Below are 26,515 nucleotides of genomic sequence, written 5' to 3' on the forward strand. Positions count from 1 at the left end.
CTCCGACCGACGCGGCCCCGGCCGCCCGGCGGGCGGTCGGGGCCGTTCACCGACTGCTCCCGGAGCGGCTGTCGGGCCGCAGCAGCTCGTCCACGCTGTCGCGCAGCGTCCTGCGGTTCGCGTGCCCGGTCTTGAGCAGCAGGCTGGCGACGTGCTTCTCGACCGTACGTGGCGAGAGGTGCAGCAGCGAGGCCAGATCCTGGTTGTCGTGGCCCTTCGCGAGCAGCACGAGCACCTCGTGCTCGCGGACGGTCACCCCGACGGCGCGCAGCCGGGCCGGGATGCGGTCGTGACCGGAGCGCCGCTGCCCGAGCGACGCGCCGGCCTGACGGAGCAGGCCCCGGCAGGCCCCGGCGATCACCGGCGCGTCGACGTTGTGGAAGTGGTCCTCCGCCGCCCTCAGCCAGGCGACGGGCTCGCCCCACCCGTCGGCGAGCGCGGCCTCGGCGACCAGACGCAACCCCAGGTGGTACGACATGCGGTACGGCGCCGCGGCCTCCAGGGCCAACGCGACCTCCGTGGCGGCCCGCTCGCGCTGCCCCGCGCGCCCGTACACCACCGCCTTCGCCAGGTGCAGGAACTGCCGGTTCCAGCGCAGGGTCGCGCCCGGGGCCAGCGCCACCGCCTCCATGCCGGTGCGGTCCAGCGACCCGGCCAGCGCGTCGAGCAGCGGTCGCAGTCCGAAGCGGCCCGTCATGTAGTAGGTGTTCGGGTGGTCGTCCTCCCACGCCCGGGCCAGGTCGAGGGCCCGGATCGCCGCCGGCCGGTCCTCCTCCAGCAGTGCGCAGACGGCCTCGCAGAAGCCGTAGGCGAGGGGAACGTGCCCGGACTCTCCCCCACCGACCGCCCGGAACTCCTCCAGCCGCTGCTCCATCAGTCGCCGTCGTCCCCGGTGGGCAGCGGAGGCGGCGGCCGTCACCAGCGCGAACTGCTGGTCGTCGATGTTGCGCAGCCGGGCGGTCGCCGCGGCGCACCGGGCGGCGAGCTCGTCCCCCGTCGGGTAATCGCCCTGCATCACGGCCCGGATCGCGTACACGCCCTCGATGCTCTGCCCGATCATGATGGCGCCGGACAGCTGCGCGGCCTGCTCCGCCTGGCGCAGCAGGGTCTGCTCGCCGGTCCGCATGCTCTGGTTGACGCCGAGCCGGAACAGCGCGTTGATGCGCCACAGGGGCAGGCGGTGTTCCTCGGCCATCGCCAGCATCCTGGTCAGGTAGGACTCCGCCTCGTCGAAGCTCCGGCTCCGGGCGATCATGGCCAGGAGTTGCAGCGCCTGGCACGCCGTCTCCGCCATCGGCACCCGTTCGGCCACCGCCAGGGCCTGGAGCACGAGCTGCTCGGCCTGCGTGGTCCGGCCGCAGCCGTCACCGTCGCCGAAGATCAGGTGCGCCTCGACCACGTCCACCCGGGCCGCCGGCCCCGGCGGCGGGTTGCTGCCGAGGACCGCCCGGGCGATGCGCACCTGGGACGCGCCGTCGGCCCACCGCCCGGTCGTGACCGCGACCCAGGCGAGCCGGGTCCGGATGCTGACGTGCTGCTCGACGCCGAGGGTCACGGCGTTCACCCAGGTCGCGTCGTCGACCAGGGCGAACGCCCGGTTCGCGTGGCCGGCTTCGGCCAGGGCGTTGAGCAGCGACTCGAGAATGCCGGCGCGCGCCTCGGGGTCGGGCGGGTCGGACATCAGCTGGTACGCGCGGTCGAGCAGGGTGACGGCCGACGTGGTGGCGCCGTCGCCGAGTGCCCGCCGGCCCGCCTCCGCGAACAACAGGCCCGCGGCGTGGTTGTCCCCGGCGGTCTGCCTGAGTTCGGCCGCGAGCTGGCACCAGTGTCCGGGCAGCCCGGCGTACGCCGACTCCAGCGCGTCGGCGGCGCGTTTGGCCAGCGCGGACCGTTCGGCGGGGGTGAGCGTGGCCAGGATCGCGTCGGCGGTCAGCGCGTGGCGGAAGGAGTACCAGTCGGGCGTCGACCGGTCGGGCATGACGACCTCGACGTCCACGCCGGAGCGCAGATGGCTCAGCATGGCCCGCTCCTCGAGACCGGTCGCCGCCCGCAGCGCGGCCACGGGGAAGCGCCGGCCCAGCACCGCGGCGGTGTGCAGCAGTGTCCGCGCCTGCGGATCGAGGCCGGCCAGCCGGCGGGTCACGCTGAGCGTGACGGTGTTCGGCAACGCGATGGCGGGGTCGTCGGTGAACCGCCAGCCGTCGCCGTCGCGGACCAGTGCGCGCGCGCCGATCATGCTGTTCAGCAGTTCCTCGGCGACGAACGGGTTGCCCTCGCTGTCGCGTACCAGCCGGTCGGTCAGCTCGGCGGGCAGGGCGTCGGTGTTGAGGCAGGCGGCGGCGAGCTCGTGGACCTCCTGGTCGGACAGGGGGTGGAGTTCGACGACGGCCGCGGAGCGACGCACAGCCGCGGCCCAGGCCAGCTCGGTCGCGGGGCCGCTGCCCGGCCGCATGGTGGCCACCATCAGGATGGGCAGGTCGGCGAGGTTGTCGACCAGGTACTCCACGACGGCGTGGGTCTCGGCGTCGGCGTCGTGGATGTCCTCGAGGATGAGGACGCAGCCCCGGCCCCCGGCCACGGCGGTGACGAGCCGCAGGACCGCCTCGGCCAGTTCGACGATCGAGGCCACCCGTTCCGGCACCGCGGGGTCCCGCCACTCGGGGACGAGCCGGGCGAGGGCCGGGCGGTAGGGCGCCAGCTCGGTGTTGTCCGGCAGCCGGCCCGTGCGCGACAGCGCGAAGATCGCCTCGGTCAGCGGGCGGAACGGGACGATGGGGCCGGTGGAGCTGCTACGGCCCCGTAGCAGCTCCATACCGGCCTCCGCCGCCGCGTGCGCGCAGTGTTCCGCGAGCCGGGTCTTGCCGATCCCCGCCTCGCCGATCAGGAAGATCGTGCCGCCGGACGAGGACCGAGTGGCCGTCAGTCGAGCGTTGACGGCGCGGATTTCGGCATCACGTCCGATCACCACCGGCGAGGAGAAGCGCATGCCCGCAGGCTAACGTGAGCGGCACCCGCGTTACCGCGTCGAACACGGGCGCCCGCTGTCGATGAAACGACACGGGAAGGTGCCGCTCCCGGTCGGACTCACTCCGACGAGTGACCGCCAGTACCACCGGTGTCGATGATGGCCGCGATGGCGGGCGCGGCGATCATCAGGCCGGTCAGGATGCCCGACCGCCTCCCGACGTGCCACAGGAAGCTGAACTTGATCTCGCCCGCCGGGTGAGTGTCGGCCGGCTCGGGTTCCTCGGCCGCCCCCGCCGGTCGAGGAACAGTCAGGTCGTTCCGCATATCTTCCCCCTATCTGGTTCTCGACACCACGTCGGATGTCGTCGGCTCGGCATGCAGCAGCAGTGCCGAGGGCACTCGATCGGCGAAGCCGATACGGAGCAGTCCGTGGCCGATCCCGGCCAGGCCGTCCAGCAGGCCGGGGACGCTCACGCCGCCGGCGGCACCGCATCTCGGGCCGGCCTGGTCCAGCGCGGCGACCAGTTGTCCGGCCTGGTCGGAGCGGACGCTGGCGGCGGCCCGGCGACCGCGCGCGGCGGCGACCGACAGCATCTCCTGCCTACCCAGCTCCCCGTGGCAGAGGCTGTGGTCGTCGACCAGCCCCGATCTCGACACGGCGGTCGCCGCGCGGTCCACGAAGGCGGCCAGCGCCGGGTCTGCCAGCAGCCGGCCCTGGTCGGCGATGGCGACCGCGATTCCGGGCACGCCGTGGCACCACGAGTGCGCCGACGGGTCCGGGACCGGGCCGGTGGCGGCACGGGCCAGCATCGCGCTGCCGGCCTCGGCGTACCGCTCGTCGCCCTCCGCCTGCGCGAACCGCAGCAGGGCCCAGCCGATCCCGGCCGTACCGGTGGCGAAGCCGGGCTGCGCGGGCAGCGTGGGGACTGCCGCCAGCAGCCGCTTGGCGCAGTCGCGGGCCGTCTCGGCGGCGAGCGGCAGGCCGGTCAGCTCGTTGACGGCGAGCATCGCGGCGAGACAGCCGGCCAGCCCGTCGAGCACGCCCGGGTTGGGGTCCGTCGCGGCGGCGATCGCCGCGAGGCGTACCGCCGGTTCGACGGAGTCGCCGAGCGCGTCGTCCCGGAGCAGGTCGGCGAGCCGGGCCGCCGCGTAGGCGATCCCCCCGAGGCCGGTGAACCCGCCGCTGCCGACCGTGTCCGCCAGGTGCGGCCGGGCCTGCATCGCGGTGAGCAGCACGGGAAGTTGGCGCACCGCCCTGCGGGCGGCCTCGGCGTAGCGGTCGACGTCCGTCAGCCGGGCCAGTTCGGCCAGGAAGAGGGCGGTGCCCGGGTATCCGTTTCCCAGCCCCGCGCCCAGCGGCATGATCGTGCTGTGCCCGCCGTCCACCGGTTCGAGGCCGAGCCAGTTGGCGAACACGCCGTCGTCGTAGGCGTCCGAGATGATCTTGTCGGCGATGCCGCAGGCGACCGTGAGCAGCCTGCCCGGGTCCGGTGCCGTGGCCTCCCACCGGACGGGGGCCGGCTCCGCGCACTCGTGGCGTGCCCCGCCGAGTCGGCCGGCGAGCGCGGCCCGGACGATCCACTCCTGGTCGCGTTGGTCGACCGCGCCCATGGCGGCGATCCTGCGCAGCGCGGTCGTCAGCACCGGCTCGTCGAGCACGTCGACGAATCCGACGCCGTCGCCCCCGGCCAGGTCGCGGTCGTCCGGGCGGCAGGTGAACAGGGGGACGTCGCCGTCCCAGAGCTGTTCGATCTCGCGGGACACCAGTCGGTTGCGTACCGGGTCGTCCACCGAGGCCGCCCAGAGCAGGTCGAAGATCTGGTCTCGGTCGAGCGCGTCGCGCAGCACGTCGGGATGGGTGGACTCGCTCAGCAGCACGGTGTAGGTCCGCGTCGACCGGGCGATGACCCGCAGCTCGTCGGCGGTGAACCGCCGGAGCAGGCCGTCCGGGCCGGTCAGGTCGCCGGCCCGCCGGGCGATGGCGCGGTACCCGGCGCGGAAGCCGGCGAGCAGCTCGCCCGTGTACCCGGCGGCGTCGGCCGGGACGCCGTCCAGCGTCGGGCGGTTCTCGGCCGCCCGCACGGGCGCGGCACCACGTACCAGGTGCATCGTGTCGGTGCCGGCAGCGGCCCACTCGACGACCTCCCGGAGCTGCTGCGCGCCGGGGTCGCCGCCCAGGCCGGAGATGTCCAGCAGGCCGCGTTCGCCGATGAGCGGCTGCGGCAGCAGGGCGGTGCGGTACACCGACGTCCGCAGCGCCCGGGCGGCGGGATCGGGCGCGGCGGTCGGCACGGGCAGGTCGGGGTGCAGCAGCGTCTCGACATCGACGAGGACGGGCTGGTCGGCGCAGGCGATCAGGTTCTCGTGGTGGATGTCCGTCATGCCCAGCAGGTACAGCAGCGCGAGCAGCACCCCCTGCCGGCGGTAGAACGCGCCCACCTGGACGGCGTCGGAGCAGGCGGCACGGTCGACGACCTCGATCCACCCGTAGCCGCCGCGGGCGAGCACGGTCAACCTGCGCAGCTCCAGCTCCGGCAGCAACCCGTTGAGCCAGTCCAGGACCTCGTTGAAGTGCACGTGGACGGCGACCGAGCGCGGCCGGTAGACCACCCGGGCGCCGGAGGCGAAGCGCAGGAGCGCCACCGCCCGCCCGTGCCCGTGCGAGTCCCCCGCCACGTCGACTCCGACCAGCGGGCCCGGATCGTGGCCGTCGAACAACCGCCGGAGGATCTCCGCCCGGTCCGCGACGAACCGGTCGAGCAGCTCGGCCGCCGCCTCGACGGCGTGCCGACAGGCGGTCGCCAGGATCCGCGCCAGCACGGGATAGTCCGTCATCACCCGCGTCAGCCGCTCGCGCTGGGCGAGGTCGGCCACGAAGGCGGCGAACCGGTGCTCGGGCGTGGGACCCGCCAGCCGGCCGGCGGCGCGGGCGACGTTGAGTTCCAGGACGAAGGTACGCGACGCCATCGCGACCAGCCGGGCGCGGAGCGCGTCGGCGAACCCGGCGTACACGGCGGCGAGGTCCACCACCGCGGGCGTACCGGGAGCCCGTACCCGCTGCCGCAGGTCGGCGCAGGCGGCCGCGACGAACGGCGCCAGCACGCCGGCGAACGCGTCGGACCACGGGGTGCCCGGGGTCGGCTGGGAGGCGCCGTCGGGGGCGAGGCCGAGCGCCCGCTCGGTGTACTCGGCCCAGCCCGGCGCCGCCGACCCGGCCGCCAGCGCCGCCGGCGGTCGGTCGAGGAGAGCCAGGAACTGCCCCTCGGTGATCCTCAGGGCCGCCAGGCGGTGCGCGAACTGCCCCGTCGTCCCCAGCTCGTACGCCGAACGCCAGTCCTGCAACCGCCGCACGGCGTGCTCGGACCCGGGGTCGGCGACGACGGACCCGCCGTCGTCGGCTGCCCGTACCCGTTCGGCCAGCGTGAGGCCGGGCGCCCACCAGGCGTCGCCCGCACCGCCCACCGCCGCCGCCGCCGCAATTCGCGTACCCGATCTCTCCACGCCGATATCGTGCCGGCGGCCCCGAGGGGGTCACATGGGTAACCGGTACCCATATTTCGGCGGCACCGGCGCACCGCCGGTGACCTGCGGGCTCACCCGGCGCACCACTCCAACGCGGCCTGGGCGCTGGACATCTTGTGCCTCGCCTGAGCGAAGGCGATGCTGCGGGGACCGTCCAGCACGCCGGCCGTGACCTCCTCGCCCCGGTGCGCCGGCAGGTCGTGCATGAACACCGCCTCCGGGCTCGCCGCCAGCAGCGCCCCGTCGACCCGGAACGGCGCGAAGACGCGCCGCCAGTCCGGGTCCGGCTTGGTGGTGCCGGTGGTCTGCCAGCGGGTGGTGTAGACGACGTCGACCTCCGGCAGGTCCGCCATGTGGTGCGCCTCGGCGACCGCCGAACCGGTCCGCGCGGCGGCCGCCCGGGCGGCGGCGAGGACGTCCGGCTCCAGGCCGTACCCGGGCGGCGTGCGCAGGTGCAGCCGCGTTCCGGTGAAACGGCTGAGGGCCAGCGCGAGCGCGGCGGCGGTGTTGTTGCCCTCCCCCACGTAGAGCACCCGCAGCCCGTCGACCCGGCCGAACCGCTCGGTCATGGTGCTCAGGTCGGCCAGCGCCTGCGTGGGGTGCTCCTCGGCGCTCATCGCGTTGATCACCCCCATCCGGTCCTGCCCGGCGAACGCCCGCAGCTCGGCGACCGGGTCGGCGGTCCGGGCGACGAACAGGTCGACCATCTCGGACAGCACCCGGGTGGTGTCCTCGACCGTCTCGCCGGTGTTCAGTTGCAGGTCCCCGGGGCCGTAGCTGATCAGCTGGGAGCCGAGCCGCAGGGCTCCGCTGGAGAAGGCGGTACGGGTCCGGGTCGAGGTGCGGCGGAAGTAGACCGCGGTGACCAGGCCGCGCAACTGGTCGGCGGGCCCGACCCGGCCGGCGGCGTGGTCGGCGCTGCGGGCCACCAGGTGCCGCAGGTCGGCGTCGCTGAGGTCCTTCATGGACAGCAGGTGACGGCGGGGACGACGGTCCATCGGGATCCTCCAGGAACGGTGACGGTGGCGGGCGGCGGTCAGCTGGCCCGGATGGCCCGGTGCAGGACGGCGAGGCCCCGCTCCAGCCGGGCGAGGTCGATGGTGAGCGGCGGCATCACCTTGATCACCTCGTCGTCGCGTCCGCAGAGTTCGACGATCAGCCCGGTCTCGAAGCAGCGCCGCTGGATCCGGTCGGCCCGCTCGGCGCCCCCGGCCGCCCGCAGGTCGACGCCGAGGACCATGCCCAGGCCCCGGACGGCGAGCGCCGGTTCGCTGTCGCGCAGTTCGGCGCCGAAGCGCTCCAGTCGCCGGGCGCCGACCGCAGCGGTGGTCCGGAACCCGTCCTGGCCCCAGAGTTCGCAGGCGGCGGCGCCGGCGACGAAGGCGAGCTGGTTGCCCCGGAAGGTGCCCGTGTGCTCCCCCGGCGACCAGACGTCGAGTTCCGGCCGGAACAGCACCAGCGACAGCGGCAGCCCGTACCCGCCGATCGCCTTGGAGACGGTGATGATGTCCGGCACCACGCCGGCGTGTTCGAAGCAGAAGAACGTGCCGGTGCGTCCGCAGCCGGACTGGATCTCGTCGAAGATGAGCAGGACGCCGTACCGGGTGGTCAGCTCGCGCAGTCGGCGCAGCCAGTCGGCCGACGCCGGGTACACCCCGCCCTCCATCTGCAACGGTTCGACGATCACGGCGGCCGGGAGGTCCAGCCCCGACGACGGGTCGGACAGCATCCGCTCCAGGTAGCCGATCGAGTCGAACGGCCCCGCCGGACCGTCCTCGTACGGCACGAACGTCACGTCCGCCGTGCCCACCTGACCGGCGGCGCGGGCCCGGCGGCCACCGCTGACCGCAAGCGACCCGCGGGACATGCCGTGGTACGCCCCGCTGAAGGAGACCACGCCACGGCGTCCCGTGGCCCGACGGGCCACCTTCAGCGCCGCCTCCACCGCGTCGGTGCCGGTCGGCCCGCAGAACTGCACCTTGTGGTCCAGCCCTCGCGGGGCCAGCACCTGCTCGCGGAGCCGGCTCAGGAAGGTCCGCTTCGCCACGGTGTACATGTCCAGGCCGTGCATCACGCCGTCCCTGGCGAGGTACTCCGTGATGCGACGCTTCAGGTGGGGATGGTTGTGGCCGTAGTTCAGGGTGCCGGCGCCGCAGAAGAAGTCGGTGAACATCCGGCCGTCCTCGGCGTAGAGCTCGGCGCCCCGGGCCCGGTCGAACACCACCGGAAACTTGCGGCAGTAGTAACGCACCTCCGACTCCATCGCCTCGAAGAGGGAGAAGTCGTAGGCCGCCTTGTGCGGCGGTACCGTCTCGTCCACCAGCATGGTCATCGGTCCGGGGTCTCCTCGGTCGTAGTCGTCTCGTCGTCGAAACAGGTCGGTCGGGTGCCTGCTCCCCGACCGGCGGGCGGTGCCGGGGCCCGGCGGGGCCCCGGAGCACGTCAACCGCGGGTGGTCAGCGCGACCTGACCCAGGGCGCCGAAGGAGGCCCGCACGGTGTCCCCCGGCACGAGGTCCACCGCCGCCGCCCAGGATCCGGAGAGCACGAGCTGCCCGGCCCTGATCCCGGTGCCGAACCCGGACAGGATGCGCACCAGGCAGGCCACGGACTCGGCCGGATGGCCCATCACGGCCGAGCCTCGCCCGGCCTGCACGCCGTGGCGGCTACGCAGCTCCATGCGCGCGCCGGCCAGGTCCGTCGTGCCGGGCGGCACGCCGGCGCCGAGGACGGCCAACGCCGACGAGGCGTTGTCGGCGACGGTGTCCACGAGGCCGATCCGCCAGTCCTGGATCCGGCTGTCGAGCACCTCCAGCGCCGGCAGGACCTCCGCGGTGGCCGCCAGCACGTCGTGCGCGGTCACGGTCGGGCCGGTGACGTCCTGCGCGAACCGGAACGCGATCTCGCCCTCGACCTTCGGCGCGATGAACCGGCCCAGGTCGAGGTCGGCGCCGTCGTCGAGCACCATCCGGTCGGTCAGGTAGCCGAAGTCGGGATGGTCGATGCCGAACATCGACTGGATCGCCTCGCTCGTCGCACCGATCTTGAGCCCGGCCAGGACCGCGCCCTCGGCCAGTTCCATCTCGCGCAGCTCGCTCTGGATGGCGTAGGCGTCCGCCAGGTCGAGCTGCGGATGCCGGGCCGAGATCGGCGGTACGGCGCGAAGGGTCCGCGCCGCCGTCCTGAGTTCCCCCGCGAGCGTGCGGTGCAGCGACAGCGTGGTGGCCACTACCTGGCCGCCACGAAGAGCCGACCGCCGGGCACGCCGAGCGGTACGCACGCCGTCTCGGAGAAGCCGGCGGACCGGAACGTGTCCAGCCACTGCCGCTCGGTCGGCAGGGTCACGCGCATGAAGCTGGCGTGCAGGTAGGTGAAGAGCGCGCTGAACCTCCGCTCCGCGGGGTCGGGCGCATAGGAGACCGCGTCGGCGACCGCCATGAACCCGCCCGGCGCCAGCGCGTCGCGGCAGGCGCCCAGCACGTCCTTGGCCACCGACTCGTCCGCCACGATGTCGTGCATGACGAAGCACGCCAGCACGGCGTCCGCGCCCTCGACCGGTCCGGGATCGTCCGCGAGGGACTGGACCGTACGCTCGACGACCTGGAGCCGGTCGGCCACCCCCGCGGCGGTGGCGGCCTCCCGCGCGGCGGCACACGCGGCGCCGCTGCTGTCGAGCGCCACACCGGTACGTCCCGGGTCCTGCCCCAGGAGCTCGATGAGCAGCCCCCCGGCGCCGGCGCCGAGGTCGGCCACGTGCGCGGCGCCGGCCGAGGCGACCCGGTCGACGATCGGCGGATAGAAGGCCCGCTCGCCGATCCACCTCGAACTGACCGCCACCCGGCGTCCGTTCCGTCGGTGGACCCGGGCCGCCGCGTCGCGGTCGGTCAGGAACTCCCGGGCGTTGGCGAGGAACGGGCCGTTGGCGCTCATGGCCCAGGACACGTAGCCGGCCGTGTACCGCCGGTCCGGGTAGTCCTCGGCCGCCCGGAAGCGGTCCGGTACGTCCGTGCCGACCACCAGCCCGGCGGCGACCAGCGCGGCGAGGTAGTCCTCCACGCCGGCCTGCGGGAGGTCGGCGGTCCTGGCCAGCTCGGCGGCGTCGAACGTGCCGCCGGAGTCCAGCAGCCGGTCCACGCCGATCTCCGCGCCGATCTGCAGCAGCGCGGCGACACCGGCCAGGTCGGCCGCCTCGTGAAGCGGGGAATGGCGTTGCATTGGTCCTCCTACATCAGGTGATGCGAGCCCTACGTGACGTGATGCCAGCCCTACGTCGGGTGATCCGAGCCCGGAGGGCCGCGCGTACCGGCTCAATGGCTCTGCTCGGCGGCCAGCGACATGGCGACCTCGATGATGGTGTCCTCCTGGCCCGCCACCACCCGGCGGTTGCCCAGCTCCAGCAGGATCCTGCGGGGGTCGACGCCGAAGCGGGCGCTCGCGCGCCGCACCGGCGCGGCGAACCCGGAGAACACGCCGGCGATCCCGCTGGCGATGGTGACGCTGTCGTTGGTGGGCACGTGCTTGACGAACCGCTCCTGTGCCACGTCGGCCGCGTCCAGCGCGCCGAAGAGCTGGATGTCGGTCTCGATCTGCCCGACGTGCAGGTTGGCCGCGACGAGTTCGATCGGTGCGTTGCCCGCGCCCGCGCCGAAGCCGCGCGCCGTGACGTCGACGATGGTGGCGCCTGCCTCGATCGCCGCCATGCTGTTGACGACCGACATGCCGAGGTTGTTGTGCGCGTGGAAACCGACCGCGATGTCGAGGTGCTCGACGAGTTCGCCGACCTTCTCGCGGACCTTCTCCGGCGTGTACGCGCCGGCGGAGTCCATCAGGATGACCGCCTCGGCGCCGTAGCCCTGCATGAGCCAAGCCTGTTCCAGCAGCTTCGCCGCGGAGGCCATGTGGCTCATCAACAGCATCCCCTTGACGGCGACGCCCATCGCCCGCAGCATCGTGACCTGCTGCCGGGTGACGTCCGCCTCGGTGCAGTGCGCGCCGACCCGGACCTCGTCCACCCCGCAGTCCAGCGCCGGCTTGAGGTCGCGCTCGACGCTGGCGAACCCGGGGATGGACAGCACGCCGAGGCGGGCCGTACGCAGCTCGGCCTTGGCGGCCCGCAGCATCTCGGCGTCGCTGAGCGCGGCCATGCCGACCTGGATGGACGAGGCGCCGAGGCCGTTGCCGTGGCCGACCTCGACGACGTCCACGCCGGCCGCCTCGGCCGCCCGCGCGTAGGCGCTGATGTCCGCGCGACCGAGTTGGTGGCCGACCGCGTGGTTGCCGTCGCGCAGGGTCGTGTCGCAGATGCTGAGTTTCGGTACGCCGCTCATGACCGCCGCCGTTCCGCCCGGGCCTCCGCGACCGCGAGGGCGGCGCAGGTGATGATGTCGAGGTTGCCGGCGTAGCGCGGGAACCAGTCGCCCCGGCCCTCGACCTCCACCGTGATCGTGATCCGGTCCCCGACCGTCACCGGCGGGACGACGACGCGGTAGCCCGGGACGTACGACCTGATCTGCTTCTCCATCATGGCGACGGACGCGCGCAGGGCGTCCATGTCGATCCGTTCGGCGGTCGTCACCGCGATGGAGTTGCGCATGACGATGCCGGGCTCGGCGGGGTTGATGACCAGCACGGTCTTGGTGCATCGCACGCCGCAGAACTCGATGGTCGCCTGCTCGGTGGTGTGCACGTACTCGTCCAGGTTGGCCCGGGACGCGGGCCCGACGGTGGCCGAGGCGCTGGCCGAGACGATCTCCAGGTAGCCGATCCCGTCCGCGGCCTCCGCCATGCAGTGGGCCATCGGGACCGCCGCCTGTCCCCCGCAGGTGACCATGCTGAGGTACTGCTCGTCGAGGCAGTCGTCCAGGTTGAGCGCCGGTACGCAGAACTTCCCGAGGTGCGCCGGCGTGAGGTCGACGAACGGCAGCCCGGTGGGCGCGACGACCGACCAGTGGCGGGCGGCGTCGTCGGCCGAGGTCGCGTCGCAGACCAGGTCGATGTGCTCGGCGCGGGCGGTGACCGCGTCGATGCCGGCCACGCTGGTCGGCACCCCGCGGCGCTCGGCCAGCTCGATCCCGGGTGATCCGGCGCGGCGTCCGGCGAACAGGACACACTCCAGCAGGGGGGACGCCTCGACCTTCAACAGCAGGTCCGTGCCGATGTTGCCCGTGCCCACGATGGCTACCCGTAGGGGTGGCGGGCTCGTGTGGGTACTCATCCAGTTCTTCCTCTCGTCCGGCCGCGCACGGCGGGCGCGGCCGGCATCCGTGACAGACGGTCAGCCCTCACCCAGCACGTCGGCGATGACGCGGGCGAGCGTGGTGACGTGCGGCGGCTTGATGACGCTGAAGTGGTCGCCCGGCACCCGGTGCACCCGCACGCCGCCGGTGCAGAGCTCCTCCCAGCGCGCCAGGTAGTCCGGGTAGCTCTGGCCGGAGGTGACCTCGTGCTGGCCGTCGGCGAGTTCGTCGCTGACGATCAGTTCCAGCCGACCCGGCCAGGGCCGGTGCCGGTACTCGACGTCCACCTCCATGACCTCGCGCCAGATCCGTACCTGCCGCGGCCACGAGTCCCCCACGCCGCGCTCGGGCAGCGCGATGCCGGTCTCCTCGTCGACGTCGTCGACGAGGTGTTCGAGCAGGTCGAGGATCTCCCGGCGGCGTTGCGGCGTGTCGGCCTCGTCGCCACCGGCGCCCACCTCGTGCAGCAGCAGTTCGAGGCGGCGGATCAGGGTGAGTTCGCGCCAGGCGTCGGCGCGGGTGTGGATGTCCAGGCCCGGGTCGAGCAGGATCAGCGTCACCTCGTGCCCGTCCTCGACCAGCCGGTGGGCCATCTCGCTGGCGATGCCGCTGCCGCCGCACCAGCTGAACAGCCGGTACGGCCCGTGCGGCTGGGCCCGGCGGAGTTCGTCGCCGTAGCGTTCGGCCATCTGCGCCGTGGTGGGCGTGCCCCCCGGGTGCGGGCCCGGCCATTCGAACGCCGCGACCGGCTGGTCCGGGTGCAGGTGCGGGGCCAGGCGCAGGTACCAGTGGGCGCTGCCGCCACCGGGGTGCACGCAGAACAGCGGGGGCCGGCCGTCGCCACCGCGTCGCAGCCACATCATCGCGCCGGCCGTCGCCGCCGGGTCCTGAAGTGTCGCGGCCAGCCCGGCGACGGTGCGGTGCTCGACGAACGAGCCGAACGTCAGCTCGTAGCCGTGCCGGCTGCGCAGCGTCGCGGTCAGTCGCATCATCGCCAGCGAGTGGCCGCCGAGGGCGAAGAAGTCGTCGTGCACACCGATCCGCTCGATGCCGAGCGCCTCGCTCCAGGCCGTGGCGATGTGCCTCTCGACGTCCGAGCGCGGCGCGACGTACTCGACGTCCGTCACCGGCCGCGAGCCGTCCGGCGCCGGGAGGGCGGCCCGGTCGACCTTGCCGTTGCGGGTGTACGGGAAGTCGTCCACGGCCAGGTAGTGGTGCGGGACGAGGTGCTGCGGCAACCGCTCCCGCAGGTGGTCGCGCAGCTCGGCCGGGGACGCCGCGGTCCCGTCCGCGGGGCGGGTGTAGGCGACGAGCGAGGCGTCCGGGGTGCCGGCGCGGTGCACGGCGACCACGGCGGCGGCGACCGCCGGGTGGGCGGCGAGGGCGTGCTCGATCTCGCCGAGCTCGATCCGGAACCCGCGAACCTTGACCTGGTGGTCGCGGCGCCCGTGGAAGTGCAGGATGCCGTCGGGGTCGCGGGAGACCACGTCGCCGGTGCGGTACATGCGCTCGCCCGGTCGCGACGCGTACGGGTCCGGCACGAACCGCTCGGCGGTGAGCGCCGGCCGGTTGAGGTACCCGCGCACCACGCCCGCCCCGCCGAGGACCAGTTCCCCGCGTACGCCGGGGGGCAGCAGGCGCAGTTCGTCGTCGACGACGTAGGCGCGCACGTTGTCCAGCGGGAGCCCGATCGGCGGCGGTGCCGTGTCCGTGGCCCGCAGCTCGGCGATGGTGGCGACGACGGTGGTCTCGGTGGGCCCGTACGCGTGCAGGACGCGAACCCGGTCGGCCCACCGCGCCGCCTGCTCGGCCGTGCACGCCTCGCCGCCGGTGACCAGCACCCGCAGGCGCGGGAAGGCGGCCGGGTCGAGGCGGTCCAGCAGCGGCGGCGGCAGGGTCATGTGGGTGAGCTCGGCCGCGTGGCGGCGCAGGTCGCCGGGGTCGGCGTCCGGCGGGGGCAGCACCAGCGCCGCGCCGTTGGCGAGGGCCAGCAGGATCTCCCAGACCGAGGCGTCGAAGCTGGGCGAGGCGAACTGGAGCACCTCGTCCCCGGCGTGCGCGTCCAGGACCCGCCGCTGGGCGTGGCAGAAGTTGAGCACGGCGCGGTGGGTGACCGCGACGCCCTTGGGCCGCCCGGTGGAGCCCGACGTGTAGATGACGTAGGCGAGGTTGTCCCCGCTGAGCCGTACCGCCGGCGGGTAGGCCGCCCGGGGCCGGCCGTTCGCGAGGTCGGCGACCAGCACCGTCGCGGCCGTGCACGGCAGTCGCGGGGCCAGGTCGCCGTCGGTCAGCACGACCACGGGCGCCGCGTCGCGGACCATGTCGCCGACCCGCTCGGCGGGATAGGCCGGATCGAGCGGCAGGTACGCCCCGCCGGCCTTGAGGACGGCCAGCATCGCGACGATGAGGTCGATCCCGCGGGGCAGGTGGATGCCGACGACCGTGTCGGGCCGGACGCCCAGCTCTCCCAGGCGCGCGGCGAGCCGGTCGGACCGGTCGTCGAGCTGCCCGTAGGTGAGCGTGGCGTCGCCGTGCCGTACCGCCACCGCGGCGGGCGCGGCGGCCGCGCGCCGGGCGACGAGGTCGTGGACGAACGGGGCCGCCGGGAACGGCTCGACGGGCTGGTACGCCTCGACCGCCCAGGTCCGGTCGGCGACGCTCAGGCCGACGTCCGTGTCGCCGTCCGGGTCGGCGGCCATCGCCTCCAGCACGTGCCGGTAGGTCCGGGCCAGCAGTTCGAGGTACGGCCGGTCGATGTCGGCGGGTCGGGCGCCCAGCCGCAGGACTCCCGGGAAGGTCCACACGTCCAGCCCGACGCTGCTCGGGCTGAAGTCGTCGACCATCCCGACCGACTCGGCGGGACCGTCGAGCACGTGGAAGTCCAGGTACGAGAAGCCGACCCGCAGCAGTGGCGTGCCGTTGCCCCACTGGCGTTGCATGGCCGGCAGCGGGTAGCGGCGGTGCGGCCAGAGGCGCGCCTCGCCGGCGAAGACGGCCTGCACCAGGGCGCGCCAGGTGCGGGCGGAGGTGTCGGCGGCGAACGGCACGGTGTTGAGGTACATGCCGAAGACCTCGTCGCCGCGCAGCCGCTCGGGCCGGCCGTTGCACAGCAGGCCGGTGAAGAAGCGCTGCCGGCCGGTGACGATGCTCAGCACCTTGAGGTGCGCGGCGTGCAGCACGCTCTTCAGGGAGGTGCCGGCGGCGGCGGAGAGCCGGCGCAGTGCGGGACGCAGGTCGGCCCACGGCACCTCGACGATGTTCGCCGGGGCGTCCGACCCGGTGCCCCACTCCGGCGGGAGTTCGAGCCGGTCCGACCCGGCCACGGTCGCCGCCCAGAAGCCACGGTCCGTCGCCGAGGCGAGGGACGCGCGCTCGCGGGCGACGAGGTCGGCGAAGCGCACCGCCGGCGGTGGCGGCAGAGCGGGCCGCTCGCCCCGGCGCAGCGTCCGGTACAGCGAGATCAGCATCGCGACCGTGGAGGTGTGGCTCCAGCCGTCGAGGATCGCGTGGCTCTCCGAGTGGGTCAGCCGCCATTCGCAGTCGCCGAGCTGGTGCACGTGGTAGCGCAGCAGCGGCGCCGTGGTGATGTCGAACGGCCGGACGCGCTCGGCCCGCAGGTGTGCGCGTACGGCCTCCTCCTGCGCGTCGGGCCGCAGCCCGCGCAGGTCGTCGTAGCCGATCGGCAGGTCGACCGACGCGTGGACAAGCTGCATCAGCTCGGAGTAGTGGGACAGGTCGAACGACGTACGCAGGATCTCGTGCCGGTCCGTGAGCAGCCGGCCGGCCTCCCGCAGCGCGTCCAGGGAGAAGGGCTGCTGGTCGGTGATCCCGTAGCAGGAGACGTTGCGGTAGACCGGCCGGTCGCCGCCGGAGAGCATCTCGAACAGCATGCCCGCCTGGTTCTGGGTGATCGGATAGGCGTCGACGAGCCCGTCCGGCAGTCGGCTGCGGTCCGCGTCGCCCACCAGCGCGAACCGGCCGACGGTCGACTCGGTCTCCTCGGCCGGCCCGGTCCGCACGGCCACGCCCGCCAGCTCGGCCACGCTCTGGTGCGTGAACAGGTCCTGGACCGACACGGTGAGCCCGGCCGCACGCAGCAGCCCCACCATCCGGATCGCCCGCATCGAGTCGCCGCCGAGCAGGAAGAAGCTCTCCGTCACGCCGACCGTGTCGAGGCCGAGCGCCACGCCGAACGCGTCGGCGATCCGCTCCTCGGTCTCGTCGCGGGGGGCGACGTGGGCGCCGCCCTGCGTGACCGGCGCCGCCTCGGGTGCCGGCAGGGCGCGGCGGTCCACCTTGCCGCTGGCGGTCAGCGGCAGGGCGGGCAGGATCGTCCAGCGGGCCGGGACCATCGCGTCCGGCAGGCGGTCGACCAGGTACGCGCGCACCCGCTCGACGGTCTCCGGCCCGACGAGGTAGCCGACGAGCTGCTCGTCGTGGACGGCCACCGCCGCCGCGGTGACGCCGGGGGCCTCGTACAGCAGGGCCTCGACCTCGCCGAACTCGACGCGCTGGCCGCGGATCTTCACCTGGTGGTCGATCCGGCCCAGGTACTCGATGCTGCCGTCGGGACGGTAGCGGGCCAGGTCACCGGTGCGGTACAGGCGCCGCCCCGGCGCGGCGGCGAACGGGTCGGGGACGAACCGTTCGGCGGTCAGCGCGGCCCGGCCCAGGTAGCCCCGGGCGAGCTGCACGCCACCGATCAGCAGCTCGCCGGGCACGCCGACCGGGACAGGCTGCCCGGCGGCGTCGACGATGTGGGCGGTGGTGTTGGCGATCGGGCGGCCGATGGTGACCGGCTCGCCGGGCTCGCACCGCGCCGCGGTGACGTCGACCGCGGTCTCCGTGGGGCCGTACAGGTTGTGCAGCTCGCAGCCGATCCGCTCGTGCACCCGCTCGGCCAGGTCGGGCGGCAGCGCCTCGCCGCTGCAGATCAGCCGCCGCAGGGACGGCAGCGCCCCGACGGGCTCGGCCAGGAAGGCCCGCAGCATCGATGGTACGAAGTGGACGGTGGTGATCCCCTCCGTGCGGATCACGTCGGCCAGGTACGCGGGATCGCGGTGCCCGCCGGGGCGGGCGAGGACCAGCGTCGCGCCGGTGATCAACGGCCAGAAGAGCTCCCACACCGACACGTCGAACCCGACCGGCGTCTTCTGCAGCACCCGGTCCGAGGCGTCGAGGCGGTAGGCGTCCTGCATCCACCGCAGGCGGTTGACGATCGCGCCGTGCTCGATCAGGGCGCCCTTGGGCCGGCCGGTCGACCCGGAGGTGTAGATGAGGTAGGCGGCGTGCCCGGGCGTGATCTCCGCCGACGGTTGCGGGTCGCCGTCGGCGGAGTTGTCCTCCTCGGCGGCGGCCAGGAAGTCCTCGTCGATCACGAGCTGGGCGCCCGAGTCGCGCACCATGAAGGCGCGCCGCCGCGCCGGCAGGTCCGGGTCCAGCGGCAGGTAGGCGGCGCCGGCCTTCAGGACCGCCACCAGCGCCCGCATCAGGTCCAGGCCGCGCGGCAGGCAGACGGCCACGACGGACTCCGGCCCGACCCCGGCGTCGCGCAGACGCCGCGCGAGGACGGCGGCCTCGGCGTGCAGCCGGCCGTACGACAGTTCCGCGCCGTCGAAGCGCAGCGCGACCGCGTCGGGCGTACGGGCCGCCTGCGTGTCCAGCAGCCCGGTCAGGGTGTGCCGGGGGTGGTCGACGGCGGTGTCGTTCCACGCCGCGAGTTGGGCGGTCTCGGCGTCGGTGAGCAGGGGCAGCCGGGTGACCGGGGCGTCCGGGTCGGCGACGACGGCGCTCAGCAACCGCTGGTAGTGCCCGGCCAGCCGCCGCACGGTCGCGTCGTCGAACAGCGCCGTCGGGAAGTCCACCCCGCCGGAGAGGGAGCCGTCCGCCTCCTCGGTCAGCCCGAGCGTCAGGTCGAACTTCGCCGTGGTCGGGCCGGCGTCAAGCTCCTCCCCCACCAGGCCGCCCGCGTCGAAGCCGGCCGACCCGCCCTCCTGGAAGAGGAACATGGTCTGGAACAGCGGGTTGCGCGACAGGTCGCGCTCCGGGGACAGCGCGTCCACGATCCGCTCGAACGGCACGTCCTGGTGGGACTGCGCGTCCAGCACCGCCTCCCGGACCCGGGCCAGCACCTCGACGAAGGTCGGCTCGCCGGACAGGTCCGTCCGCAGCACCAGCGTGTTGAGGAAGAGCCCGACCAGGCCGTGCGTCTCCAGGCGGTCCCGGCCGGCGGCCGGGGTGCCCACCGCGACGTCGGTCTGCCCGGTGTGGCGGGCCAGCAGGAGCTGGAACGCGGCCAGCAGCACCATGAACGGGGTGGCGTTCGACGCCCGGCCCAGGTCACGCAGCCGGCCGGCGAGGGCGGCCGGCACCGTGAACGTGACCAGCCCGCCGTCCGGGTTCCACACCGCTGGCCGGGGCCGGTCGGTCGGCAGTTCCAACGGCGTCAGCCCGGCCAGCCGGTCCCGCCAGTGGTCGAGCTGCCGGTCCAGCCGGTCCCCGGCGGAGCGGGTCCGCTGCCAGACCGCGAAGTCCGCGTACTGGATGGGCAGCGGGGTCAGCGGGGAGGGCCGGCCGGCGACGAACGCGTCGTACAGGGCGGCCAGTTCGCGCAGGATGATCCCCTCGGACCAGCCGTCGGAGGAGATGTGGTGCATGGTGAGCGCCAGGGCGTGCTCGTCCCCGGCGAGGCGGACCAGCCGGGCCCGCAGCGCCGGGCCGGCGGCCAGGTCGACCGGGTCCGGCGCGCCGAGCAGCGCGGTGAGGCGCTGCCGGGCCGTCTCCCGGTCGGTGTGGCCGAGGTCGGTCGTCGTCAACTCGACCGGGGCGGGCGGGTCGACGACCTGTGCCGGCTCGCCGTCGACGACGACGTACCGGGTCCGCAGGATCTCGTGCCGGGCGACCAGTTCGGTCAACGCCCGGCGCAGCGCGTCGGCGCGCGGCGTCCCGCGCAGCCGCAGGCCGACAGACATCAGGTAACCGGTGCCGCCGGGCTGCAACTGGTCGAGCACCCAGAGCCGGTGCTGCCCGAAGGAGAGCGGCAGCGGGCCGGTGCGGGGCGCCGGGGCGATGGTGTCGGCCCGGCGGGCCCGACCGGCACCACGCAGGCGCCGCTGGAGCAGTTCCTGTCGCGGGGACGCGCTCGGGGTGTGGCTGGCGGTCACAGGTTGCCCTCCTTCAGCAGTTCCGCCACCTCGGCGTCGGAAAGCCGTGAGATCTCGTTTTCGATGGCCGTGTGCACCGCGTCGGCGAGGTCGGCCACGGTGGTCTGCTCGAACAGCAGGCGCAGCGGCAGGTCGAGGTCGAAGCTCTGCCGCAGGTGCGCGAGCACCCGGGTGGCGAGCAGCGAGTGACCGCCGAGGTCGAAGAAGTCGTCGTGGACGCCGACCCGGTCGACCTCCAGCACGGTGGCCCAGATGTCGGCCACGGCCCCCTCCAACGGGGTACGGGGTGCCTCGTACGCCCGGCCGAGGTCGGCGCGCACGGGTGTCGGGGCGGGCAGTGCCCGGCGGTCGACCTTCTTGCTGGTGGTCAACGGCAGTGCGTCCAGCACCATCCACTGGGCCGGCACCATGTAGTCCGGCAGCCGGTCGCGCAGGTGGGCCCGGAGTTCGCCGACCGCCGGCGGGGTGCCGTCCCGGCAGACCAGGTAGGCGACCAGGCCCTTCTCCCCCGGCTGGGTCTCGCGGGCCACCACCGCGACCGCGCGGACCGCCGGGTGCTCGGCCAGGGCCGACTCGATCTCGCCGAGCTCCATCCGGAAACCCCGGATCTTGACCTGCTGGTCGATCCGGCCGAGGAACTCGATCGTCCCGTCCTTCCGGTACCGGACCAGGTCGCCGCTGCGGTAGAGCCGGCCGCCGGGGGCGGCGCCGAACGGGTCGGGCACGAACCTGTCGGCGGTCAGTGCGGGCCGGCCCAGGTAGCCCCGGGCCAGCCGTACCCCGCCGAGCAGCAGCTCACCGGGCACCCCGACCGGGACGGGGTCCAGGTGTTCGTCGACCACGTAGGTCCGGGTGCCGGGGACCGGGCGGCCGATCGGCAGGGCCTCGTTCCGCTCGCCGGGCGGGTCGCCCGCGACCGGGTGCAGCAGGCAGGTGACGGTGGCCTCGGTCGGGCCGTAGTTGACCAGGAACCGGCCGGGCAGTCCGGTGGCCGCCCAGCGCCGGGCGTCGGCGACGGTGACCACGTCGCTGCCGACGTTCATCAGCTTCAGGTGCCGCAGCCGCTCGTCGCCGGCCGGCAGGGCGTCCATCACCTCCCGGTAGTAGGCGGGGGTGATCTCCATGTGGGTGATCCGGTGCCGGGCGAGCCGGTCCGGCAGCTCGGCCGGGCTCCAGAAGACCGGGTCGCTGACCACCAGGGTCGCCCCGGCCAGCAGGGTGGCCATCATGCCGTCCATCGCCACGTCGAAGGTGAGCGCGGAGAGCAGCACCACCCGGTCGCCGGGGTCGATGTCGTACGCGCGGGCGATGACCTCGCAGTGGTGGGCGTACGCGCCGTGCGGGATCATCACGCCCTTGGGCCGCCCGGTGGAGCCCGAGGTGTAGATGACGTAGGCGAGATCGTCCGACCCGGTCGACGGGTCCGGCGCGGTGCCGTCCCGACCGGCGATCACCGCCCGGTCGGCGTCCACGGCGACCACGGTCACCCCGTCGGCGGCGACCCGGTCGGCGAAGCCCTGCTCGGTGACCACCACCGCGGCCCTCGCGTCGGCGAGCATGAACCGCAGCCGCTCGGTGGGGTGGTCCGGGTCGACCGGGAGGTACACCCCGCCCGCCTTGAGCACCGCGAGCAGCGTGACCACCACCTCCAGGCCGCGTTCCAGGCAGACCGCGACCGGGACCTCCGGGCGCACCCCGAGTTCGCGCAGGTGGTGGGCGAGGTGGTTGGCCCGGGTGTCCAGCTCGGCGAAGGTCAGCCGCCGGCCGTCGAACTCCACCGCCACGACGTCCGGGTGCTGCCGGACCCGCCGGCCGAACCGCTCCACCACGCCGGTGCCGGCGGGCTCGGCGACGCGCAGCGGCCCAGCGGCCTCGGCGGCGCGCAGCGGCCCGGCGGCCTCGGCGGCGCGCAGCGGCCCGGCGGGCGCGACCGGCTCGCCGGCCAACGGCCCGAGGAGGTACGTCCGCTCCGCGCCGGTGGGCAGGGTCAGGTCACGCAGGGCGGTTCCCGGCGCGGTCGCCACCTGGGCGAGCAGGTGCAGGTAGTGCCCGGCCATCCGCTCGATGCTGGGGCGGTCCCAGAGCGCGGTGGCGTACTCGAACCAGCAGCGCAGCCGGCCGTCCGGGTGCTGCTCCACGGAGAGGGTGAGGTCGAACTTGGCCACCGGGAAGGAGCTGTCGACGTGCTCGATGGTGGTCGGGCCGAGGGTCGCGGTCATCCGCTCCAGGTGTTGCAGTTCGAACATCACCTGGAACAGCGGATTGCGGGACAGGTCCCGGTCCGGCCGCAGCGCGTCGACCAGCCGCTCGAAGGCGACGTCCTGGTTGCGGAACGCGTCCGTCACGGTGCGGCGCACCTGGTCGAGCAGGACCGGGAAGGGCTGGTCGTCGACCAGTTCGGCGCGCATCACCAGGTTGTTGACGAAGAAGCCGAGCAGGTCCTCGGTCTCCTGCCGGGTCCGGCCGGCGACGGGGGTGCCGACGGCCACGTCGTGCTGCCGGGCGTACCGGCCGAGCAGGACCTGGAAGGCCGCCAGCAGCACCATGAACAGGGTGGCGCCCTCCCGGTTGCCCAGCTCGGCCAGCGCCCGACCGACGTCGGTCGGCACGTCGACGACGACGTTGTCACCGGCCGGGTCCCGCAGCGCCGGGCGGGGCCGGTCGGTGGGCAGCTCCAGCGGGGTCGACCCGGCCAGTTGCCGGGACCAGTAGGCGAGCTGCGCGTCCAGTTCGGGGCTGTCCTGGCGGGCCGTCTCCCAGGCGGCGAAGTCCGCGTACTGCACGGGCAGGTCGGGCAGTGCGGTCGCCGCGCCGCCCCGCGCGTATCTGCGGTAGAGGGTGTCGAGTTCGCGCAGGAGGATGTCCATCGACCAGACGTCGAACGCGATGTGGTGCATGGTCAGCGCGACCAGGTGCTCGTCGGCGGCGACCCGGATCACCTGGGCCCGGATCGGACGTTCGGTGGCCAGGTCGAAGGGCCGGCCGGCCGCGACCCGCAGCAGCACCTCGGCACCGTCGACGACCTCCGGGGCGCCGCTGAGGTCGACCAGCTCCCACCCGACCGGTCCCGGCGGGTCGACCACCTGCACCGGCTCGCCGTCGACCGAGTGGTAGCGGGTACGCAGGATCTCGTGCCGGTTGACCACCTCGTCCAGCACCCGCCGGAACACCGCCACGTCCAACGGGCCGGTCAGCCGCATCGAGATCGGGATCAGGTATTCGAGGCTGCCCGGTTCGAGCTGGTCCAGGAACCACAGCCGGCGCTGGCCGAGGGAGAGCGGCAGCTTCCCGTCCCGCGTCACCGGCCGGATCGCCGCGTCGGCCGGCTCGTCGGTGGACCCGGCGCCGGGTCGGGCCTCGTCGACCAGGGCGGCGAGTTGGGCGACGGTGGGGGCGGTGAAGAGCTGCCCGACGGTCAGCTCCACGTCGAGTGCCCGGCGCACCCGGAGCACGCCCCGGATGGCGAGCAGGGAGTGGCCGCCGAGGGTGAAGAAGTTGTCGTCCCGGCCGATCCGCTCGACGCCGAGCAGCTCGGCCCAGATCCCGGCGACGGCCCGCTCGGTGTCGGTGGCCGGCGGCAGGTACCTCCGGTCGGCACCGGGGCCGGGGCCGTCGGGCGCGGGCAGGGCCGCGCGGTCCAGTTTTCCGTTCGCGGTCAGCGGGAGGGCGTCCAGGCTGATCACGGTGGACGGGACCAGCGCGGCGGGCAGCCGGTCGGCGAGCGCGTCGCGCAGCCCGTCCGGATCGATCCGGGCACCGGCGGCGGGGACCACGTACGCGACCAGCTCCGCGTCGCCCGACGGCGGCCGGTGCAGGGTCACCACCGCCGCGTCGACGGTGGGGTGCCGCCGCAGGGCCGCCTCGACCTCACCCGGCTCGATGCGTACCCCGTGCAGTTTGATCTGGTGGTCGAGGCGGCCCAGGTACTCCAGGCTGCCGTCGTCGCGCCACCGGGCCAGGTCCCCGGTCCGGTACAGGCGCTCCCCCGGCGTGCGGCCGTACGGGTCGGGGGTGAACTTCTCCCCGGTCAGGGCGGGCCGGCCCAGGTAGCCCCGCGCCAGGCCGACCCCGCCGAGGCAGAGCTGGCCGGCCACCCCGACCGGCGCCGGCCGGTCGTCGGCGTCGAGGACCAGGACGGTGCAGCCGGGCAGCGGCCGGCCGATCGGGACGATCTCCGTTGCCTCGTCACCGCGGTAACGCCAGGCGGTCGCGTCGATCGCGCACTCGGTGGGGCCGTAGGTGTTCCAGACCTCCACGGGCAGCAGGGCCCGAAGCTGCTCGCAGAGCGCCGCCGGCAGCGGCTCCCCCGCGGAGCAGACCAGCCGCAGCGCGGCACAGCCCGACAGGTCGGTCTCGTGCAGCAGCACCCGCAGCACGGACGGCACCAGTTGCAGCACCGTCACGCCGTGGTCCCGCATCGCCCGCAGCATCGCGCCCGGGTCACGGTGGGCGTCCGGGGCGGCCAGGACGACCGCGCCGCCGCTGACCAGTGGCGCCAGGAACTCCCACATGGAGGCGTCGAAGCCGAGGGCGGTCTTCTGGAGCACCCGGTCGGCGGCGGTGAGCCGGTACTGCTCGACCGACCACAGCACCCGGTTGCGGATGCCGGCGTGGGTGACCACCACGCCCTTGGGCCGCCCGGTCGATCCGGAGGTGTACATGACGTAGGCGGCGGCGTCGGGGTCGGTGGCCGGCACCGACACCGTCGCGGTGCCGTCACCGCGACCGGCCCCGGTCCCGGTGTCCGGGCCAGCCTCGGTGCTGCGGTCGCCCTCAGTGCTGCGGTCACCCTCGGCGTCGGTCCCGGCGCCGGAAGCGGCGTCGACGAGGACCACCGGGGCGTCACCGGCCGGCAGCAGGCCCCGCAGGGCCGACTCGGTGACCACCGCCGACACCCCGGCGTCGGCCGCCATGAACTCCAGCCGGTCGACCGGCTGGTCGGGGGCGAGGGGCACGTAGACACCGCCGGCGAGCAGCACCCCGAGCAGCGCGGTCACCAGGTCCGGCCCGCGGTGCACCGCGACCCCGACCGGGGCGCCGACGCGAACGCCGACGGTGTGCAGGTGCGCGGCGAGCTTCCGGGCGCGGCCGGCCAGCTCGGCGTAGCCGACCTCGGTGCCGTCGTCGGCGATCAGCGCGGTCGCGTCGGGGGTCGCCGCCGCCTGGGCGAGGAAGAGCTCCGGCAGCCCCGGGCCCGCGGGCCGGTCGGCGCCCCGGCCCCACTCGCCGAGCATCTCCCGGCGCTCCCGGGGGGCCAGCAGGTCCAGCTCGTCCAGGGGGACCTGGCCGGCGGTGACGACGGTGGTCAGCAGGTGCAGGTAGTTGGCGACCATGCGGTGCACCCGGGGGCCGTCGAACAGCGCGGTGGGGAAGACCACCTCCCCGTGGTACGAGCCGTCCGGCCGCCCCACCAGTTGCAGGGAGAGGTCGAACGCGGCCGAGGTCCACGAGGTGGGCTGCTCGGTGACGGCCAGGCCGGGCAGGGCGAAGGCGGCCCGGTCGGCATTGTGCAGCCCGAACCCCACCTGGAACAGCGGGTTGCGGGACAGGTCCCGCTCCGGGGACAGCTCGGCGACGATCCGGTCGAACGGCACCTGCTGGTTGTCGTAGGCGTCCAGGGTGGTGCTGCGGACCTGGTCGAGCAGGTCGAGGAAGCACGCCGGGGCGGCCAGGTCGGCCCGGAGCACGACGGTGTTGACGAAGAGGCCGATCAGGTCCTCCAGCTCGACCTCGTGCCGCCCGGCCACCGACACCCCGACCGCCACGTCGCTCTGACCGGCGTACCGGCCGAGCAGGAGCTGGAAGGCGGCGAGGAAGACCATGAAGGGGGTGGCACCCCGGTCCGCGCCGAGCCGGGTCAGGGCGGTCGCCAGGTCCGCCGGCACGGTGAAGGTGAGGCCGTCGCCGGCGGCCCGCCAGTGCGCGGGCCGGGGCCGGTCGGTCGGCAGGTCGAGCGGGCCGAGCCCGGACAGCCGCTCCCGCCAGTAGCCGACCTGGGCGTCGACGTGCGGCCCCGACAGCCAGTTCTCGCGCTGCCAGGCGGCGAAGTCCGCGTACTGCACGGGCAGCGGCGGCAGCGGGCTGGGCCGGCCGGCGACGAACGCCCCGTAGAGGGTGTGCAGTTCCCTGGCGAGCACGCCCCAGGACCAGCCGTCGAAGGCGATGTGGTGCACCACCAACAGCAGGACGTGGTCATCGGCCGCGCAGCGGATCAGCCGGGCCCGCAGCGGCGCGTCCCCACGCAGGTCGAACGGGGCGTCGAGGGTGGCCTCCAGCACCTCGTCGAGGCGGCCGTCCCGGTCACCGGCCGGCGAGTCGCCCAGGTCGACGACGTCGACGTCGACCGGGCCGGGCGGGTCGATCACCTGCACGGCACGCCCGTCCACCGTGTCGTACCGGGTCCGCAGGATCTCGTGTCGCGCGCTGATCCCGCTCAGCGCGGCCCGCAGCGCCGTGGCGTCGAGCGGGCCGCGCACCCGTACCGCCTGGTGCAGGAGATACTCGCTGGCACCGGAGCGCAGCTGGTCGACGAACCAGAGCTGCTCCTGCGCCGACGACACGGCGTGGCCGCCCTCGTGATCGGACAGCACCGCCCCGCCGGTGCCGACGTACCGGCTGTCGCCGTCTG

Annotated in this window: 11 protein-coding genes; all 11 read right to left on the minus strand. The window is 74.3% G+C overall.

Annotated elements, in window-relative coordinates:
- Positions 1-46: 46 nt before the first annotated feature.
- A complete protein-coding gene (locus tag ACPXCB_RS06910) occupies positions 47-2,986 on the minus strand; it encodes an AAA family ATPase (RefSeq protein WP_425873219.1) in 2,940 nt (979 codons plus the stop codon).
- A 98-nt stretch (positions 2,987-3,084) separates the two neighbouring features.
- A complete protein-coding gene (locus ACPXCB_RS06915; RefSeq protein WP_425873221.1) occupies positions 3,085-3,291 on the minus strand; it encodes a hypothetical protein in 207 nt (68 codons plus the stop codon).
- A gap of 9 nt (positions 3,292-3,300) precedes the next feature.
- Entirely contained in the window at positions 3,301-6,468 is a 3,168-nt protein-coding gene (locus tag ACPXCB_RS06920; protein WP_425873223.1) for a type 2 lanthipeptide synthetase LanM family protein, read from the minus strand.
- A 92-nt stretch (positions 6,469-6,560) separates the two neighbouring features.
- Positions 6,561-7,487: an ornithine carbamoyltransferase gene (locus ACPXCB_RS06925; RefSeq protein WP_425873225.1), complete on the minus strand. Its 927-nt coding sequence runs from the start codon at positions 7,485-7,487 to the stop codon at positions 6,561-6,563.
- Positions 7,488-7,525: 38 nt separating this feature from the next.
- Complete coding sequence (locus tag ACPXCB_RS06930; RefSeq protein ID WP_425873227.1) at positions 7,526-8,821, minus strand: aspartate aminotransferase family protein; 1,296 nt, start codon at positions 8,819-8,821, stop codon at positions 7,526-7,528.
- 110 nt (positions 8,822-8,931) lie between these two features.
- On the minus strand, positions 8,932-9,717 hold the full coding sequence (locus ACPXCB_RS06935) for a 2-keto-4-pentenoate hydratase (RefSeq protein WP_425873229.1): 786 nt from the start codon (positions 9,715-9,717) through the stop codon (positions 8,932-8,934).
- Positions 9,717-10,703, minus strand: coding sequence for a class I SAM-dependent methyltransferase (locus ACPXCB_RS06940; protein ID WP_425873231.1), 987 nt, complete (start codon positions 10,701-10,703; stop codon positions 9,717-9,719). Before ACPXCB_RS06940 ends, ACPXCB_RS06935 begins: the two co-directional genes overlap by 1 nt.
- A gap of 92 nt (positions 10,704-10,795) precedes the next feature.
- Positions 10,796-11,815 carry a 4-hydroxy-2-oxovalerate aldolase gene (gene dmpG / locus ACPXCB_RS06945; RefSeq protein WP_425873233.1) on the minus strand — a complete coding sequence of 340 codons (1,020 nt, stop codon included), beginning with the start codon at positions 11,813-11,815 and terminating at the stop codon, positions 10,796-10,798.
- Positions 11,812-12,702 carry an acetaldehyde dehydrogenase (acetylating) gene (locus tag ACPXCB_RS06950; RefSeq protein ID WP_425873235.1) on the minus strand — a complete coding sequence of 297 codons (891 nt, stop codon included), beginning with the start codon at positions 12,700-12,702 and terminating at the stop codon, positions 11,812-11,814. The genes dmpG and ACPXCB_RS06950 overlap by 4 nt, the downstream gene beginning before the upstream one ends.
- Positions 12,703-12,762: 60 nt before the next feature.
- Positions 12,763-19,887, minus strand: coding sequence for an amino acid adenylation domain-containing protein (locus ACPXCB_RS06955; RefSeq protein ID WP_425873237.1), 7,125 nt, complete (start codon positions 19,885-19,887; stop codon positions 12,763-12,765).
- Positions 19,884-26,474: an amino acid adenylation domain-containing protein gene (locus ACPXCB_RS06960; protein WP_425873423.1), complete on the minus strand. Its 6,591-nt coding sequence runs from the start codon at positions 26,472-26,474 to the stop codon at positions 19,884-19,886. The genes ACPXCB_RS06955 and ACPXCB_RS06960 overlap by 4 nt, the downstream gene beginning before the upstream one ends.
- Positions 26,475-26,515 lie beyond the last annotated feature (41 nt).

The sequence above is a fragment of the Micromonospora sp. DT62 genome, assembly GCF_049847285.1.
Taxonomy (GTDB): domain Bacteria; phylum Actinomycetota; class Actinomycetes; order Mycobacteriales; family Micromonosporaceae; genus Micromonospora; species Micromonospora reichwaldensis.

Coding starts and splice junctions, on each gene's coding strand:
- ACPXCB_RS06910 (WP_425873219.1), bottom strand. CDS start 2,986: ATGCGCTTCTCCTCGCCGGTGGTGATCGGACGTGATGCCGAAATCCGC.
- ACPXCB_RS06915 (WP_425873221.1), bottom strand. CDS start 3,291: ATGCGGAACGACCTGACTGTTCCTCGACCGGCGGGGGCGGCCGAGGAA.
- ACPXCB_RS06925 (WP_425873225.1), bottom strand. CDS start 7,487: ATGGACCGTCGTCCCCGCCGTCACCTGCTGTCCATGAAGGACCTCAGC.
- ACPXCB_RS06930 (WP_425873227.1), bottom strand. CDS start 8,821: ATGACCATGCTGGTGGACGAGACGGTACCGCCGCACAAGGCGGCCTAC.
- ACPXCB_RS06940 (WP_425873231.1), bottom strand. CDS start 10,703: ATGCAACGCCATTCCCCGCTTCACGAGGCGGCCGACCTGGCCGGTGTC.
- ACPXCB_RS06950 (WP_425873235.1), bottom strand. CDS start 12,702: ATGAGTACCCACACGAGCCCGCCACCCCTACGGGTAGCCATCGTGGGC.
- dmpG (WP_425873233.1), bottom strand. CDS start 11,815: ATGAGCGGCGTACCGAAACTCAGCATCTGCGACACGACCCTGCGCGAC.